Genomic DNA, 13,671 nt, shown 5'->3' with positions numbered 1-13,671 from the left:
GCCGGCGCACGCGGCGCGGCGAGGACCGCTCGTCCCCAACAGAGCAGATCAGGAGCCTTTATGAGCGATTCGAATCCATCCTTCCTCGGCCGCATTTCGCTGGCCGTCGGCACGTTTTTCAGCATTCTCGGCAATGGCGACTTCGCCGCCGACGTCCTGCGCCTGCGCAACGGCGAAAAGATCGGCGCGGCCCCGGCAGCCGCCCCCGCCGCCACGCCAACCCCGGCCCCCGCCGGCGCCCCGCAACCGAAGCCGCAACCCGCGCCGGTGCTGAAGGAGGCCTCCCCCGACGCCGCGCTGCAACTGCTCGGCCTGCTGCAACGCGACGCGCGCTTCATCGATTTCGTCGAGGAAGACATCAAGGCCTATAGCGACGCCGACATCGGCGCGGCCGCGCGCCTCGTGCACGAAGGCTGCCGCGCGACGCTGCGCGAGCACTTCACGATCCGCCCGGTGCGCGACGAAGCCGAAGGCAGCCGCGTGACGCTGCCCGCAGGCTTCGACGCGAGCTCGGTCCGTTTGACCGGCAACGTGGTCGGCAGTGCGCCGTTCAACGGCAGCATCAGCCATCGCGGCTGGCGCGTCGAGGATGTGCGTCTGCCGAAGCTGGCGGACGGTCATAACGCAAAGGTCATCGCACCGGCGGAGGTGGAGCTATGAACGACGCACGCTATTCGATCGGCATCGATCTCGGCACCACGCACTGCGCGTTGTCCTACGTGGACACGCACGCGAGCGACGGCGAGAAAACCACCCAGGACGTGCTGTCGATCGCCCAGCTCACGGGCCCCGGCGCAATCGATAATCTGCCGCTCCTGCCCTCGTTCCTGTACCTGCCGCATCCCGACGAACTGGCCTCCGGCGATCTCTACCTGCCGTGGACCGGCCAGCGCGAATTCGCGGTCGGCGAATTCGCGCGCAGCCGCGGCGCCGGCACGCCGATCCGGCTCGTGTCGAGCGCGAAAAGCTGGCTGTGCCATCCGGGCGTCGATCGGCGCGCGGGCATTCTGCCGAACGACGCGCCGCCCGAAGTCACGCGCGTGTCGCCGCTCGAAAGCTCGGTGCGCTACCTGACGCACCTGCGCGAGGCGTGGGACCACGCGCATCCGGACGCGCCGTTCGGCGAGCAGGACATCACGGTGACGATCCCGGCGTCGTTCGACCCGGCCGCGCGCGAGCTGACGGCGGAGGCCGCCGAAGCCGCCGGCTTCACGCGCATGACGCTGCTCGAAGAGCCGCAGGCGGCGCTCTATAGCTGGATCCAGAAGAGCGGCGGGCAGTGGCGCAAGCAGGTCGAGGTCGGCGACATCATCCTCGTCGTCGACGTCGGCGGCGGCACGACCGACCTGTCGCTGATCGCGGTGATCGAGCGCGACGGCAATCTCGAACTGCATCGCGTCGCGGTCGGCGATCACATCCTGCTCGGCGGCGACAACATGGACCTCGCGCTCGCGCACGTGGTCGCGCGCAAGCTCGCCGCGCAGGGCACCCAGGCCGACGCGTGGCAACTGCGCGCGCTCACCTACGCGTGCCGCGCGGCGAAGGAAACGCTGCTCGGCGACCCCGCCACCGACACCGTCCCGCTCGTCGTGCCGAGCCGCGGCTCGAAGCTGATCGGCGGCTCGATCCGCACCGAGCTGACGCGCGCCGAACTGACACAGACGATCCTCGACGGCTTCTTCCCGCAGGTCGACAGCGCCGCGCGTCCGGTGAGCCGCGCGCGGGTCGGTCTAACGCAGCTCGGCCTGCCGTATGCGCAAGACGCGGGCATCACGCGGCATCTGGCGGCGTTCCTCGGGCGTCAGGTCGGCGCGCTGGCGGAACTCGAAGGGCTGCGCGAGCATGTCGCGCCCAACGCGAGCTTCCTGCATCCGACCGCGGTGCTGTTCAACGGCGGCGTGTTCAAGTCGGCGCTGCTGGTCGAACGGATCATGGGCACGCTGAACGGCTGGCTCGCGACCGAAGGTGCGGCGCCCGCCCGTCTGCTCGAAGGCGCGGACCTCGATCTGGCGGTCGCGCGCGGCGCGGCGTACTACGGCTACGTGCGGCGCGGCCGCGGCGTGCGGATTCGCGGCGGCACCGCGCGCGCGTACTACATCGCGATCGAATCGGCGATGCCGGCCGTGCCCGGGCTCGAACCGCCGGTGCAGGCGCTGTGCGTCGCGCCGTTCGGCATGGAAGAAGGCACCGACGCCGAGCTGCCCGCGCAGGAGTTCGGGCTGGTCGTCGGCGAGCCCGTGCATTTCCGCTTCTTCGGCTCGTCGGTGCGTCGTCAGGATCAGGTCGGCACGCTGCTCGATTACTGGGGCCCCGAGGAGTTGCAGGAACTCGAGGAAATCCAGGCGACGCTCCCGGCGGCCGGCCGCACCGCCGGCGAAGTCGTGCCGGTGAAGCTGCACGCGCGTGTGACCGAAGCGGGCACGCTCGAACTCGAAGCGATCCCGCGCGGCTCCGACGAGCGCTGGAAAGTCGAATTCGACGTGCGCGGCAACGCGAATGCGTGATTGACATGAAGCGGTACAGCGTCGGCATCGATCTCGGCACCAGCAACACGGTGCTCGCGTACGCGCAAGCCGGATCGCAGCAGATTCATGTGTTCGAGATCGAGCAACTCGTGAGCCCCGGCGAAGTCGCCGCGCGGCCGCTGTTGCCGTCGGTGCGCTATCAGGCGGCCGACGGCGAGCTGAGCCCGGCCGACCTGCAGTTGCCGTGGTCCGGTGCGCGTGCGGCGTCGGGCCACGGCAAGGACGCGACGCAGCCGGTCGTGGTCGGCCGGCTCGCGCGGCTGCTCGGCGCGCAGGTGCCGGGGCGGCTCGTCGCGAGCGCGAAAAGCTGGCTGTCGCACGCGTCGGTCGATCGCGTCGCGCCGATCCTGCCGTGGGGCGCGCCCGACGACGTCCGCAAGATTTCGCCGCTCGAGGCGAGCGCGAGCTACCTCGCGCACGTGCGCGCCGCGTGGAACCAGCACTTTCCGAAGGCGCCGCTCGAACAGCAGGACGTTGTGCTGACGGTGCCCGCATCGTTCGACGAAGGCGCGCGCGTGTTGACCGTCGAAGCGGCGCGGCTCGCGGGGCTGCCGTCGCTGCGGCTGCTCGAAGAGCCGCAGGCCGCGTTCTACGACTGGCTGTTCCGGCATCGCGACACGCTTGCCGGCGAGTTGACGGACACCCGGCTCGTGCTGATCTGCGACGTCGGCGGCGGCACCACCGATCTGACGCTGATCGAAGTCGGCCTGTCCGACGACGGCGAGCCGCGCCTGACGCGCGTCGGTGTCGGCAATCATCTGATGCTCGGCGGCGATAACATGGACCTCGCGCTCGCGCATCTGGTCGAGGCGCGGCTGTTGGGTGGTGCCGGCGGCGGTGCGCAGGCGCCGCAACGGCTATCGGCGGCGAGCCTGTCGCAGCTGGTCGAGCGATGCCGCGTCGCGAAGGAGCAATTGCTCGGCGCGCAGGCGCCCGAGTCGGCGCCGGTCACCTTGCTCGGCGCGGGCTCGAAGCTGATCGGCGGCGCGCGCACGACGCAGGTCACGCGCGACGAGGTCGAGAAGATCATCGTCGATGGTTTCTTTCCGCGGGTGGCCGCCGATGAGCGTCCGGGCCGGCCGCGCGGCGCGATCGTCGAATTCGGCCTGCCGTACGCGACCGATGCGGCGGTCACGCGGCATATAGCGGCGTTTCTCGAACGCTTCGCCGCGCAGTCCCGCAAGGCCCTGGACGCGGATTCCAGCACGCCGGACGCATCCGGCACAGCCGCCCTGCCCGTTCCCGACACGCTGCTGCTCAACGGCGGCGTGTTCCGCGCCGACGCGCTGTCGCGGCGTCTGGCCGACACGCTCGGCGGGTGGCGCGGCGCGCCGCTCAACGTGCTGCACAACGACAACCCCGACATCGCGGTCGCACGCGGCGCGGTCGCCTATACGCTCGCGCGCGCGGGCTTCGCGCCGAAAATCGGCGGCGGTTCGCCACGCAGCTATTTTCTGGTGCTCGACGAAACGCCTGCCGGCAAAGGCGACGCCGAGCCGGACGCGGCGCTGGCGCAACGCGGCATCTGCCTGCTGCCGCGCGGCACCGAGGAAGGTCACGAGATTCTGATCTCGGACCGCACGTTCGCGCTGCGGCTCGGGCATCCGGTGCGCTTTCACCTGGTGTCGTCGAGCGCGGACACCGCGTATCAGCCCGGCGAACTGGTCGACCTCGCGGGCGGCGACTCCGTGCGTTTGCCGCCGATCGCGACGATCGTCCAGCCACGCGACGGCCATCGCGCTCGCGAAACCGCCGTGCGCATCGCGACGTCGCTGACCGAGGTCGGCACGCTCGACGTCCATTGCATCGAGCTCGACGAGCCGTCGCAACGCTGGCTGCTCGAATTCCAGCTGCGCCACGCCGACGCGCAAGTGGATCTATCCGCCGAAGGCGCACCGCAACGCCACCCGGCGCTCGGTCGCGCGATCGAACTGATCGACCGTTGCTTCGGCGCCCGCGCGCAAAACGTCGACCCGAAGGAGATCAAACGACTGCGCGCGCAGCTCGAACATCTGCTAGGCCCGCGCGACAGCTGGAACAGCGCGTTGCTGCGCGAACTGTTCGGCGCGCTGTGGGAGCGCGCGCGCCGCCGCCGCCGCTCGGCCGATCACGAACGGCTGTGGCTGAATCTGGCCGGCTATTGCGTGCGGCCTGGCTTCGGTTATCCGCTCGACGAATGGCGCGTCGAGCAACTGTGGACGCTGTTCGACGATGGCATCCAGTACGTGACCGACAGCCAGGTATGGTCGGAATGGTGGACGCTGTGGCGCCGCGCGGCCGGTGGCCTCGGCGAAGATGCGCAGCTGCGCGTGCTCGACGCGATGGACTATCTGCAGAAGGCCGCGCATTCGCGTCACAAGCTGCCGTTCGATGTCGCGAAGACCGGCTTCGCCGATATGGTGCGCCTGTCCGCATCGCTCGAACGGATTCCGGCCGAACGCAAGATCGAACTCGGCGAGGCGGTGCTCGCTCGCCTGAAAAAGCCAGCGGAAAACCATCAAAGCTGGTGGGCGGTCGGACGGATCGGCGCACGCCAGCCGTTCTACGGCAGCGCGCATAGCGTCGTGCCGCCCGAGGTCGCCGCGCAATGGCTCGATGCGATCCTCGCGCTCGACTGGAAGAAGGTCGACCCCGCCTCCTTCGCGGCTGTCCAGATCGCCCGCATGACCGGCGACCGCTCGCGCGATCTGCCCGACGAGCTGCGCGCGAGCGTCGTGCGACGCCTCGAAGCGGCGAGCGCGCCGCGCGCCTGGATCACGATGGTCAGCGAAGTCGTCGCGCTCGATAACGCCGACGAAGGTCGCGTGTTCGGGGAATCGCTGCCGGTCGGGTTGAAGCTGATCGGCGGCTAAAGCGTTTTGCGCGGCGCGAAGCTCAGCACCGCCCGTGCGGCGTCCAGATGCACAGCAACGCGCACACAGGCGGATACCTGTGTGCGCGCATTGCTTCAGCACGCGCCCCTCAATTCGGCACGTTCACGGCGCCATTCGTTGCGGAAATCGCATTGACACCCGGGCTCGTCGAGATCGCCGGCAGGTTGGCCGTGGTCAGCGCCGGTGCGGCTCCCGGCACGCCGCCGCGCGGTATCGTGTGGATCACCTGCGACGGCGGCAACGGCGTGCCGTTCTTCAGATGAGCCCACATCAGATTGAGCGCCTGAAGATTGTAGTAATGCAACGGCACGAAACGCGTATCGAAACCGGCGACGCCGAGGAACGCGTCAAAGTGCTGACCGTTCGTGACTTCGTACAGCGCCAGCTTGCTCGCGCTGCCCTCAGCCACCTGATTCAATCCGAGATACGGCCGCGACGCGTGATTGATCGGCACGAGCGCATCCGCGCGTCCTTGCACGATGATGGTGGGCTTGCCATGCAGATTCGCATTCACGCGAATTGCATCGACGCTGGCATTCAACGAACCGCTTGTCCACCGCGCGCGCAGACATGCGGCGCCCGCGTAGCTCGCATCGGCGGTCGCGAGCCGATGATCGACCGCGCCGGAGGCGCCCGCGTTGTAGACGAGGTTGATGCCATTGGTCGGCGGCACGCCGTTGCCGTTGCCGAACACCGTCAGCATCGGCGACACCGCCGGCGTCACGCCGGCTGCGCCAGTCGCGCTGGTGGTGCCGAAGCTGAAGTCGCACAGGTTGTCGGCGACACTTGCGCGCGCATACGCATTCGCATAGGTCACGGCGACGGCCGGCACCGCCTGCGAGTCCCACATCGGCGCTTGCAGCAGGTCGGAGTCGGTCTGATAGCCGTTCTGATGCAGCAGCGCGAGCGCATTGGTGGCCTGCGTCACCGTATCCGTTCCCGCGATCACGCCGGCCGCCGCGAGCGACGCGCAACGCGCGGTGCGCAGCGCGGTGGTGGTCGCGCTCGGCAGCGCGGTCAGATACGGCGCGCCGGTCGCGGCGGGCGCGAGCGCGGCGCACGGCTGCAGCAGGTTCGCGAGCGTCATGTAATCGGCGAGCGGTTTGCCGAACGCGCCGACCGGCACCCCGCCCTGCGCGACCGATACCTGCGGCGCAAGCCGCAGATTGATCTGCGGCTCGCCGACCACCACTGCCGTGATGAGACCCGACGTGTCCTGCTCGGCCGCCGCGAGCGACGCGCCGCCGCCGTTGCTGACCGACGCGGCGATCGTCGTGATGCTGCCGCTCGCATAGCGCACCGTGCGCGTCGTGCCATTCAATGCGCCGTACGAATCGTTGAGCGCCCAATACGCGAACTGGATCGCCTGCAACGTGTTCTTGCCCCAGTCCTGCTCGGGGTTCTGTTGCGAGTGCGCATGCTTGAACGCATAGCGGTTCGGGAACTGCGCGTTGAACGCCGCCAGCGTGCTGCTGCCGAGCTTCGCGGTGAAGAGGCTCGCCGTGCCCGCGGCGGTCGCATCCTGCAACGTGCCGTCGATCAGCGTCACGCGATTCGTCGACAGCTCGTGCGCGCCGTTGCCGCTGCCCTTGTCGGTGTAGGCCACCGCGCAGCCGCGCTTCAGGCCCCACTCGCCGGCCGCCGAAATCGCGCCGTACACGCCGCGCGAACCGGACGACGTCGCGGTGACGATGCACGGTTGGTCCGGATTGAAGCTCGTGGGAATCTGCACGAGCAGGCTAACGTTCTGCGCGCCGCTGCCGTCATCGGCATAGGCGAGGTATTCCTTGCCCGCGATCTTGCCTTCGCCGAGCGTGTCGTTGCCGTTCAGGTCGACGTTTGGCCCCCAGAAGCGTCCATAGCCGCCGTTCGCCGTCATGTCGACGAGCGCCCGATAGTTCGACCAGATCGCGAGACGCCGCAATTCGGCGGCCGTAGGTTGCGCCGCATTCGCGATGGCCGGCGCCGTCGCCGATGCGAGGCCGGTCTTGCCGAGGCCCGCGGTCAGCAGATCGTCGCTGTTGCCGTCATAAGATTTCGTCGTCACCGCGCTTTTGATGAAGCCAGGCAGCACGTTGCTCGGCGGCGGCGGTTGCAGCCCGTCGTTGCCGCTGCCACAGGCCGCCAGCACGATTGCGGACGCCATCACGGTCGCGGCGGTACCGAGCCTCCAAGAGTTGCGCATGGCCGCCGGGATTTTTTTCGGTGTTGTCATCTGTTCTGTCTCCGTCATTTATACGACGTTGTATTGGCAACGGTACCCAACTTGTTGCCGACCCCGCTCCATCTGGTTCGTTAGAACGAGATGCTTCGGATACCGATGCATCGCTAGCGTGCATTGACCTCTGTCTGGAGTCAATACACGGTCATACCCTTACATAACGAGCATCAGGATTCGGGCGAAACAGCCGGCCTCGCTCCAGTCTTCGGAGCCGACACCGTGGCGAACGAAGAAAACTCCGTGCGGGTCGTAACGCTGCTTGATCGACAGCAAACGCGCATAGTTGGCCCCCCAATATGCCGCTTGCCAGTCCTTCTGGAAATAGCTGCTCTCGGCGACGTATGCGCCACCGGCCGTTGCGATTTTCCCGAGTTCGTTGATGGCCAATCCGATGAGCTTCGCATCTCGCTGTGCCTTCGAAACATCGGGTTGGTGACCTGTCAGTCCGTCGAATGCCGGTGGCCCCTCGCGCGCGACGACTGCCAATGCGAACGATTCCGCCACGACTGGATTGACTGGGGTTTGCAGGCCGGCGGCAATGACATCGGCAGGGGCGCCGGCGAGCCCTTTCTGAAAATGAAGTTCGACAAGCCAGTAGCGCGTAGCGCCCATCAGCGCGTCGACGAGTTCGGGTTGGCGTTCGCTCGCCAGCATTGCTGCAGGCAACCACAGCGAGTCGAAGCCGTGGATCACATGACCGGCCTCGGCGAGATTCGATTGCCGGGAGATTCACGACAGAGGTCGAGCGGTGACTCCGCTCGGATCAGGTAGCCATCCACCTGCTGTTTCAGTCGCGCCCAGTCCGAAGGCGTGGGCCATCCCGGTTCGCCCCGTCGTACGCGTCGCGGGACCTCCGCAGCCTGAGCGGCACCAGGCCGAAGCAACGGCCCGATTGACTGAAACAGCGGAACGACCGCAAGCCACCTGATCAGATCGCGGCGCTTCACCATGGCGCTCCTCCACGCTGAAACGTGATCGTTTCCATTTCTCAGACGATCGCTCGCGACAGCGGTGACGGCACGGGCTCACGCCTCGCTCGATGCAATCGCTCGAGCGTCTCGTGGAAAAAGTTCGACTTCAGCCTCGATCTCCACGGGAATGTTGAAGGGAAGCTCGGCCAGTCCCACCGCGCTGCGAGCGTGAACGCCGCGCTCCTCGCCAAAGACAGCGAGTATCAGTTCCGAGAAGCCGTTGATCACCGCGGGCTGTCGGTTGAACCCTGATGCCGAGTTGACCATGCCGAACACCCTCGTCCAACAGGCGATGCGCTCCAGACTTCCGAGCTCGCGCTTGAGGCTGCCCAGAATAGCGAGCGCGGTCAGACGAGCCGCCACGAAGGCCTGCTCCTGCGAAACCTGACTGCCCACCTTGCCAAGTGGCTCGGCCAGTGAGCCGTCCGCGTTGGTCGGTCCATGGCCCGAGATGCAAGCCCTGTTGCCGACTACCCGTACCCATGGGAACGGAAGCGTCAGGCCTGGAGGAAGCCGCAACGGTTCCGGCAAGACGTAGCCAAGTGCGTGCAAGCGATCTTCAACGGTCGACATATTCAGACTCCACGTGAACGCCCGACGGCGTTTATTCGCGCGCGCGCCTCGATGATCGCGCAGCAGTGTGGCTGCGGCACGTCGCTGCGGTGACAGCGCTTTCAGATGCCTGCTTCCCTCACGTTCCGCCCTGCTTGCGCATCTGCCCGATAGCGCGAGCGCGTGCAGCCTCGGCCTCCTGGACGAGCCGGTACGCAACGTAATATTTAAAGACATTGCGCACGTACGTCGTTGGCTCGATGCCGATTTTCTCGGCGACTACGATTTCGACATTGTTGAACCACTTGTTAGGATCGAGACCGCGCGCCGCCGCTTCCTTGCGCATTTTGGCGATGTTTGCGGGTCCTGCGTTATAGCTTGCGAATGCGAACAGCGAGCGGTCCCGTTCCGAGAAATGAGCATCGGGAAAGTAACGGGCCATCAGCACATCGAGATATTTCGCTCCCGCATGTACGTTGGACTCCGCCACCCTGATGTCGCCAACCGCAAGTTCCTTCCCCGTGGCTGGCATCAGCTGCATGATCCCGATTGCGCCAACGTGACTGCGGGCGCTCTGGTTCAGCTGGGATTCCTGATAGCCCTGAGCCGCAAGCAAAAGCGGATCGAAGCCGTACTGCGCACCGTATTTTTTGAAAAGACCGACGGTCTGTCTGAACCGCTTCAGCTCCGCTGACTCCGTATTGTTGGAGATCTGCTTGATGCGCTTCATTTCCTGCTGCAGACGGACTTCCGCGACACTCTGCTTCTTCACGTAATTCAAGTAGAAGTCGTTGATCGCGTCCTGCAGTTTGGGGCTCTTGAAGCGCACCGCCCAGCCGATGTAGCCTGCGTCGCGCACCGAAATATCGTTGTGCACGACGATTCCAGCCAGTACGGGCGCCCATACCTTTGCCTTCCAGTCGTCCACGACGAGGATCTGGAGCAGCCCGACATTGAGCATCTCCATCGCGTCCTCGTCCTCGAGCGCGTCGGGCAACGGCACGAGTTTCACCGGAGCTTTGCCTTCCTTGCCAAAACGCGCGTTCAACGCGTTCAGGCTCTCGTAATAGCTGCTGCTTGGCCGCACATGGACCGTCTTACCGCTGAGATCGTCGAGCTTCGCGAGGGCCGGCGACTTCGGCCCGGTCACGACCACTTCGCGTACTGCTGTCCGGTCACGCGGCGCCACGAAGTCGACCTGCTTCATGCGGGCCTCCGTGACCGTCAGATTGCCCGCGGCGATGTCGCCCCGGCCCGCTATCAGCCCCGGGAGCAACTGGTCGCGAGTCGTCGGAATGATGACCAGAGTGAGCGGACGCTTGCCGAGCGTCGCCCGGTACTTCTTGTTCACATAACGCTCGAAGTCCCGCATGAGACCGGCGGTCAGCCCACGTTCGTGACCTTGCTCATTCAGATAGAGCGTTCGACTGTAGGGAACCAGAACGCGGATCAGACGCCGGTCGAGCATGGCGTCGAAATCCCCCGTGAACGGTTGATTGCCGAGATCGATACGGCGCGCTGCGGGAGCCGACGCCGCGGCGGTTGGGGATGCCGGGAGGGCCGACGAGGCGGCCGGCTGCGCGGCGACACTTTGGGCGGCGACGCACGCCGCGGGGCCGACGATCATGCCTGAGCAGAACGCCGCGATGTACAGCAACGTTTGAATGATGCGCATCGTAAAACACCCTGCTGTCGCACCCGGCGACTGCGTCGACGTTCGCTACGCGCATCCATATTGCCACGATGGCAACGGGTGAAAATGGGACGATGGTCCTATAAGCAATGCGCCATGACTGAAGATAGAGCCGTACCGACGTAATCGCCAACGCCCACTACGCCATCGTCACGAGATTTCGTCCTTTATGCTTCGAGCGATACAACGCACGGTCAGCGCTCGCGAAACCGTCGCGATGCGCGGGTCGCGACAGGTCGCTGATAGCCGTGAGCGACGCGCCAATGCTGACCGTCACCACCCCAAGCGGCGACGCGCGATGCTCGATCGCGAGGTCCGCCACTCGCTGGCGCAGCGTTTCGAGCGTGTCTTCGAGCACCGAAGGTTGCGCTTCGAGAATCAGCATTCCGAACTCCTCGCCGCCCATGCGCCCGACCACGATGCGTTCGCTGTCGGCGGCGGCCTGCATCACGGAGGCGACCAGACACAGACAGTGATCGCCGGCCTGATGACCGTAGGTGTCGTTGTACTGCTTGAACCAGTCGACGTCGACGACCACCGAGCCCATCACGTCGCCGTCGCGCGCCTCCTTCCAGCGGCGCGCGATGGTTTCGAGCAGAAAGCGCCGGTTGTACAACTGGGTGAGCGGATCGATCGCGGTGGCCGTGCGCATCTTCAGATCGTTTTCGACCATCGCGCGCAGGTGGTAAAACACGCCGCGCCGGCCCGCGTCGAGCCGGCCCGGCGCCGGGTCCATCGCGCACAGCGCGCCGACGATCTCGCCGTTCGGCGCGCGCAACGCGATCGCCGCGTAGAAGCGCACGAACGGATGACGCTTGACGAGCATGCATTCGCCGAAGCGGCTGTCGTTGTGCGCATCCTCGATCACGAACAGGTCGGCATCGCGCACCGCGTAGTCGGCGAGCGAGCGCGCACGCGTGACGAGCGGCATCGCCATGCCGACCTCGGCGCGATAGTGCTGATGCTCCTCGTCGAGCAGCACGATCGCGGTAATTGCCGCGCCGGTCACGCTCTTCAGAATCTCCGCCGCATGCGTGAAGCACTCGCGCATCACCTGGTCGTCGTGCAACAGCCACTCGATGACCGAAGACTCGACCTCGGGTTCGCCGGCGGCGGTCGAGTCGACTGGCATCCGGCTGGCGAGGCGGTCGTTACTGTGGGCGAGTTGCACGGAAGGGTTCCAGAATGGGCTTAGCTTATGTCAACGGCATAGGCACGTGAAACTTGAGCACAGAATGTGGGATCGCGCCCAAGCGCCGGAGCGTATCCGGGAGCCCCAAAGAAAATGGGCCGGCTCTCGCGAGCCGGCCCATCGATCGATGCGACGTTCGGGTAATCAGACGCGCCGCTTTACTCCTTGTCCCCCTTCACCTGCGGCAGCGCCGAAGTCTCGTTCGACGACAGCAGGCCCACCTGCGAGTAGATGCGCAGCTTGTCGCGCGTGTCGGTGATGTCGAGGTTGCGCATCGTCAGCTGGCCGATGCGGTCGCGCGGCGAGAACGTCGATGCGACCTTTTCCATCGACAGACGCTCGGGCTGATATGTGAGGTTCGGCGACTTCGTGCTGAGGATCGAGTAGTCGTTGCCGCGGCGCAGCTCGACGGTCACTTCGCCGGTGATCGCGCGCGCGACCCAGCGCTGCGCGGTTTCGCGCAGCATGATCGCCTGCGGATCGAACCAGCGGCCCTGATACAGCAGACGGCCGAGGCGGCGGCCGTTCTCGCGGAACTGCTCGATCGTGTCTTCGTTGTGGATGCCGGTGACGAGACGCTCGTATGCGATGTTGAGCAGCGCGAGGCCCGGGGCTTCATAGATGCCGCGGCTCTTCGCCTCGATGATGCGGTTTTCGATCTGGTCGCTCATGCCGAGACCGTGACGGCCGCCGATCCGGTTCGCTTCGAGCAGCAGCTCGACCGCGGTCGGGAACGTCTGGCCGTTCAGCGCGACCGGCTGGCCTTCCTCGAAGCGGACCGTCACTTCTTCCTTCGCGATCTGCACGTCGTCGCGCCAGAACGCGACGCCCATGATCGGGTTCACGATCTTGATGCCGGACTCGAGGCTTTCGAGATCCTTCGCTTCGTGCGTCGCGCCGAGCAGGTTCGAGTCGGTCGAATACGCCTTTTCGGCCGACATCTTGTAGTCGAAGCCCGACTGGCGCATGAATTCCGACATTTCAGAACGGCCGCCGAGTTCGTCGATGAACAGCTGGTCGAGCCACGGCTTGTAGATCTTCAGGTCCGGGTTCACGAGCAGACCGTAGCGGTAGAAACGCTCGATGTCGTTACCCTTGTACGTGCTGCCGTCGCCCCAGATGTTGACGCCGTCTTCCTTCATCGCGGCGACCAGCATCGTGCCGGTCACGGCGCGGCCGATCGGCGTCGTGTTGAAGTAGGTGACGCCCGCCGTCGAGATATGAAACGCGCCGCACTGCAGCGCCGCGATGCCTTCCGAGACCAGCTGCGCGCGGCAGTCGATCAGGCGCGCGCCTTCGGCGCCATATTGCGTGGCGCGACGCGGGATCGAATCGTAATCGTCTTCGTCGGGCTGACCGAGGTTGGCCGTGTAGGCGTACGGCACGGCGCCCTTCTTGCGCATCCAGTGCAGCGCGGCGCTAGTGTCGAGGCCGCCGGAAAACGCGATACCGACCTTCTGGCCGATCGGAAGACTTTCAAGGATTGTACTCATAAGCAGTAGCGTTAACTCGACGTACGGGGAGATTTGGGGGTAACAGCTGAGTATCGGGCAAGCCTGGCGATCAGGCAAGTTACGCGGGAGTATACCGTGAACCGCCGTCCGGCCTTGGATTTTGCCGGTCGGCGCGGCCTCGCGCCGGAAT

Annotated in this window: 9 protein-coding genes; 3 read left to right on the top strand and 6 right to left on the bottom strand. The window is 66.1% G+C overall.

The genetic code is table 11. The features are described from left to right. The first annotated feature begins 60 nt into the window (after positions 1–60). Genes OKW45_RS22455 through OKW45_RS22445 form a run of 3 tightly spaced genes read left to right on the top strand, consistent with a single transcriptional unit; the run spans position 61 to position 5,377 of the window. Positions 61–660: a DUF2760 domain-containing protein gene (locus OKW45_RS22455; RefSeq protein ID WP_429471196.1), complete on the top strand. Its 600-nt coding sequence runs from the start codon at positions 61–63 to the stop codon at positions 658–660. Beyond that, the gene (locus tag OKW45_RS22450; protein ID WP_429471194.1) at positions 657–2,504 is read left to right on the top strand and encodes an Hsp70 family protein; all 1,848 of its coding nucleotides are present in this window, start codon (positions 657–659) and stop codon (positions 2,502–2,504) included. Before OKW45_RS22455 ends, OKW45_RS22450 begins: the two co-directional genes overlap by 4 nt. Before the next feature lie 5 nt (positions 2,505–2,509). Next, complete coding sequence (locus OKW45_RS22445; protein WP_429471192.1) at positions 2,510–5,377, top strand: Hsp70 family protein; 2,868 nt, start codon at positions 2,510–2,512, stop codon at positions 5,375–5,377. Between the two features lie 109 nt (positions 5,378–5,486). Here OKW45_RS22445 and OKW45_RS22440 read toward each other — a convergent pair whose 3' ends face one another. From OKW45_RS22440 to argG, 6 genes are all read right to left on the bottom strand, one after another. Further along, on the bottom strand, positions 5,487–7,583 hold the full coding sequence (locus OKW45_RS22440; RefSeq protein WP_429473343.1) for a D-(-)-3-hydroxybutyrate oligomer hydrolase: 2,097 nt from the start codon (positions 7,581–7,583) through the stop codon (positions 5,487–5,489). Positions 7,584–7,772: 189 nt separating this feature from the next. After that, positions 7,773–8,312, bottom strand: coding sequence for a BBE domain-containing protein (locus tag OKW45_RS22435; protein ID WP_429471190.1), 540 nt, complete (start codon positions 8,310–8,312; stop codon positions 7,773–7,775). A gap of 332 nt (positions 8,313–8,644) precedes the next feature. Continuing rightward, entirely contained in the window at positions 8,645–9,163 is a 519-nt protein-coding gene (locus OKW45_RS22430) for a RidA family protein (protein WP_429471188.1), read from the bottom strand. Between the two features lie 118 nt (positions 9,164–9,281). Then, complete coding sequence (locus OKW45_RS22425; RefSeq protein WP_429471186.1) at positions 9,282–10,817, bottom strand: MltF family protein; 1,536 nt, start codon at positions 10,815–10,817, stop codon at positions 9,282–9,284. A gap of 157 nt (positions 10,818–10,974) precedes the next feature. Next, positions 10,975–12,006 carry a sensor domain-containing diguanylate cyclase gene (locus OKW45_RS22420; RefSeq protein ID WP_429471184.1) on the bottom strand — a complete coding sequence of 344 codons (1,032 nt, stop codon included), beginning with the start codon at positions 12,004–12,006 and terminating at the stop codon, positions 10,975–10,977. 179 nt (positions 12,007–12,185) lie between these two features. Then, on the bottom strand, positions 12,186–13,520 hold the full coding sequence (gene argG / locus OKW45_RS22415; protein ID WP_018417817.1) for an argininosuccinate synthase: 1,335 nt from the start codon (positions 13,518–13,520) through the stop codon (positions 12,186–12,188). Positions 13,521–13,671 lie beyond the last annotated feature (151 nt).

This window comes from Paraburkholderia lebeckiae, assembly GCF_050436225.1.
Taxonomy (GTDB): Bacteria; Pseudomonadota; Gammaproteobacteria; order Burkholderiales; family Burkholderiaceae; genus Paraburkholderia; species Paraburkholderia tuberum.
Note: the sequence above shows the minus strand (reverse complement) of the source record. Positions and strands in the feature narration are given on the sequence as shown.

Excerpts from the sequence above, each read along its gene's own strand:
- OKW45_RS22450 (WP_429471194.1), top strand. The coding sequence starts at position 657 with ATGAACGACGCACGCTATTCGATCGGCATCGATCTCGGCACCACGCAC.
- OKW45_RS22425 (WP_429471186.1), bottom strand. The coding sequence starts at position 10,817 with ATGCGCATCATTCAAACGTTGCTGTACATCGCGGCGTTCTGCTCAGGC.
- OKW45_RS22445 (WP_429471192.1), top strand. The coding sequence starts at position 2,510 with ATGAAGCGGTACAGCGTCGGCATCGATCTCGGCACCAGCAACACGGTG.
- OKW45_RS22440 (WP_429473343.1), bottom strand. The coding sequence starts at position 7,583 with ATGCGCAACTCTTGGAGGCTCGGTACCGCCGCGACCGTGATGGCGTCC.
- OKW45_RS22455 (WP_429471196.1), top strand. The coding sequence starts at position 61 with ATGAGCGATTCGAATCCATCCTTCCTCGGCCGCATTTCGCTGGCCGTC.
- OKW45_RS22430 (WP_429471188.1), bottom strand. The coding sequence starts at position 9,163 with ATGTCGACCGTTGAAGATCGCTTGCACGCACTTGGCTACGTCTTGCCG.
- argG (WP_018417817.1), bottom strand. The coding sequence starts at position 13,520 with ATGAGTACAATCCTTGAAAGTCTTCCGATCGGCCAGAAGGTCGGTATC.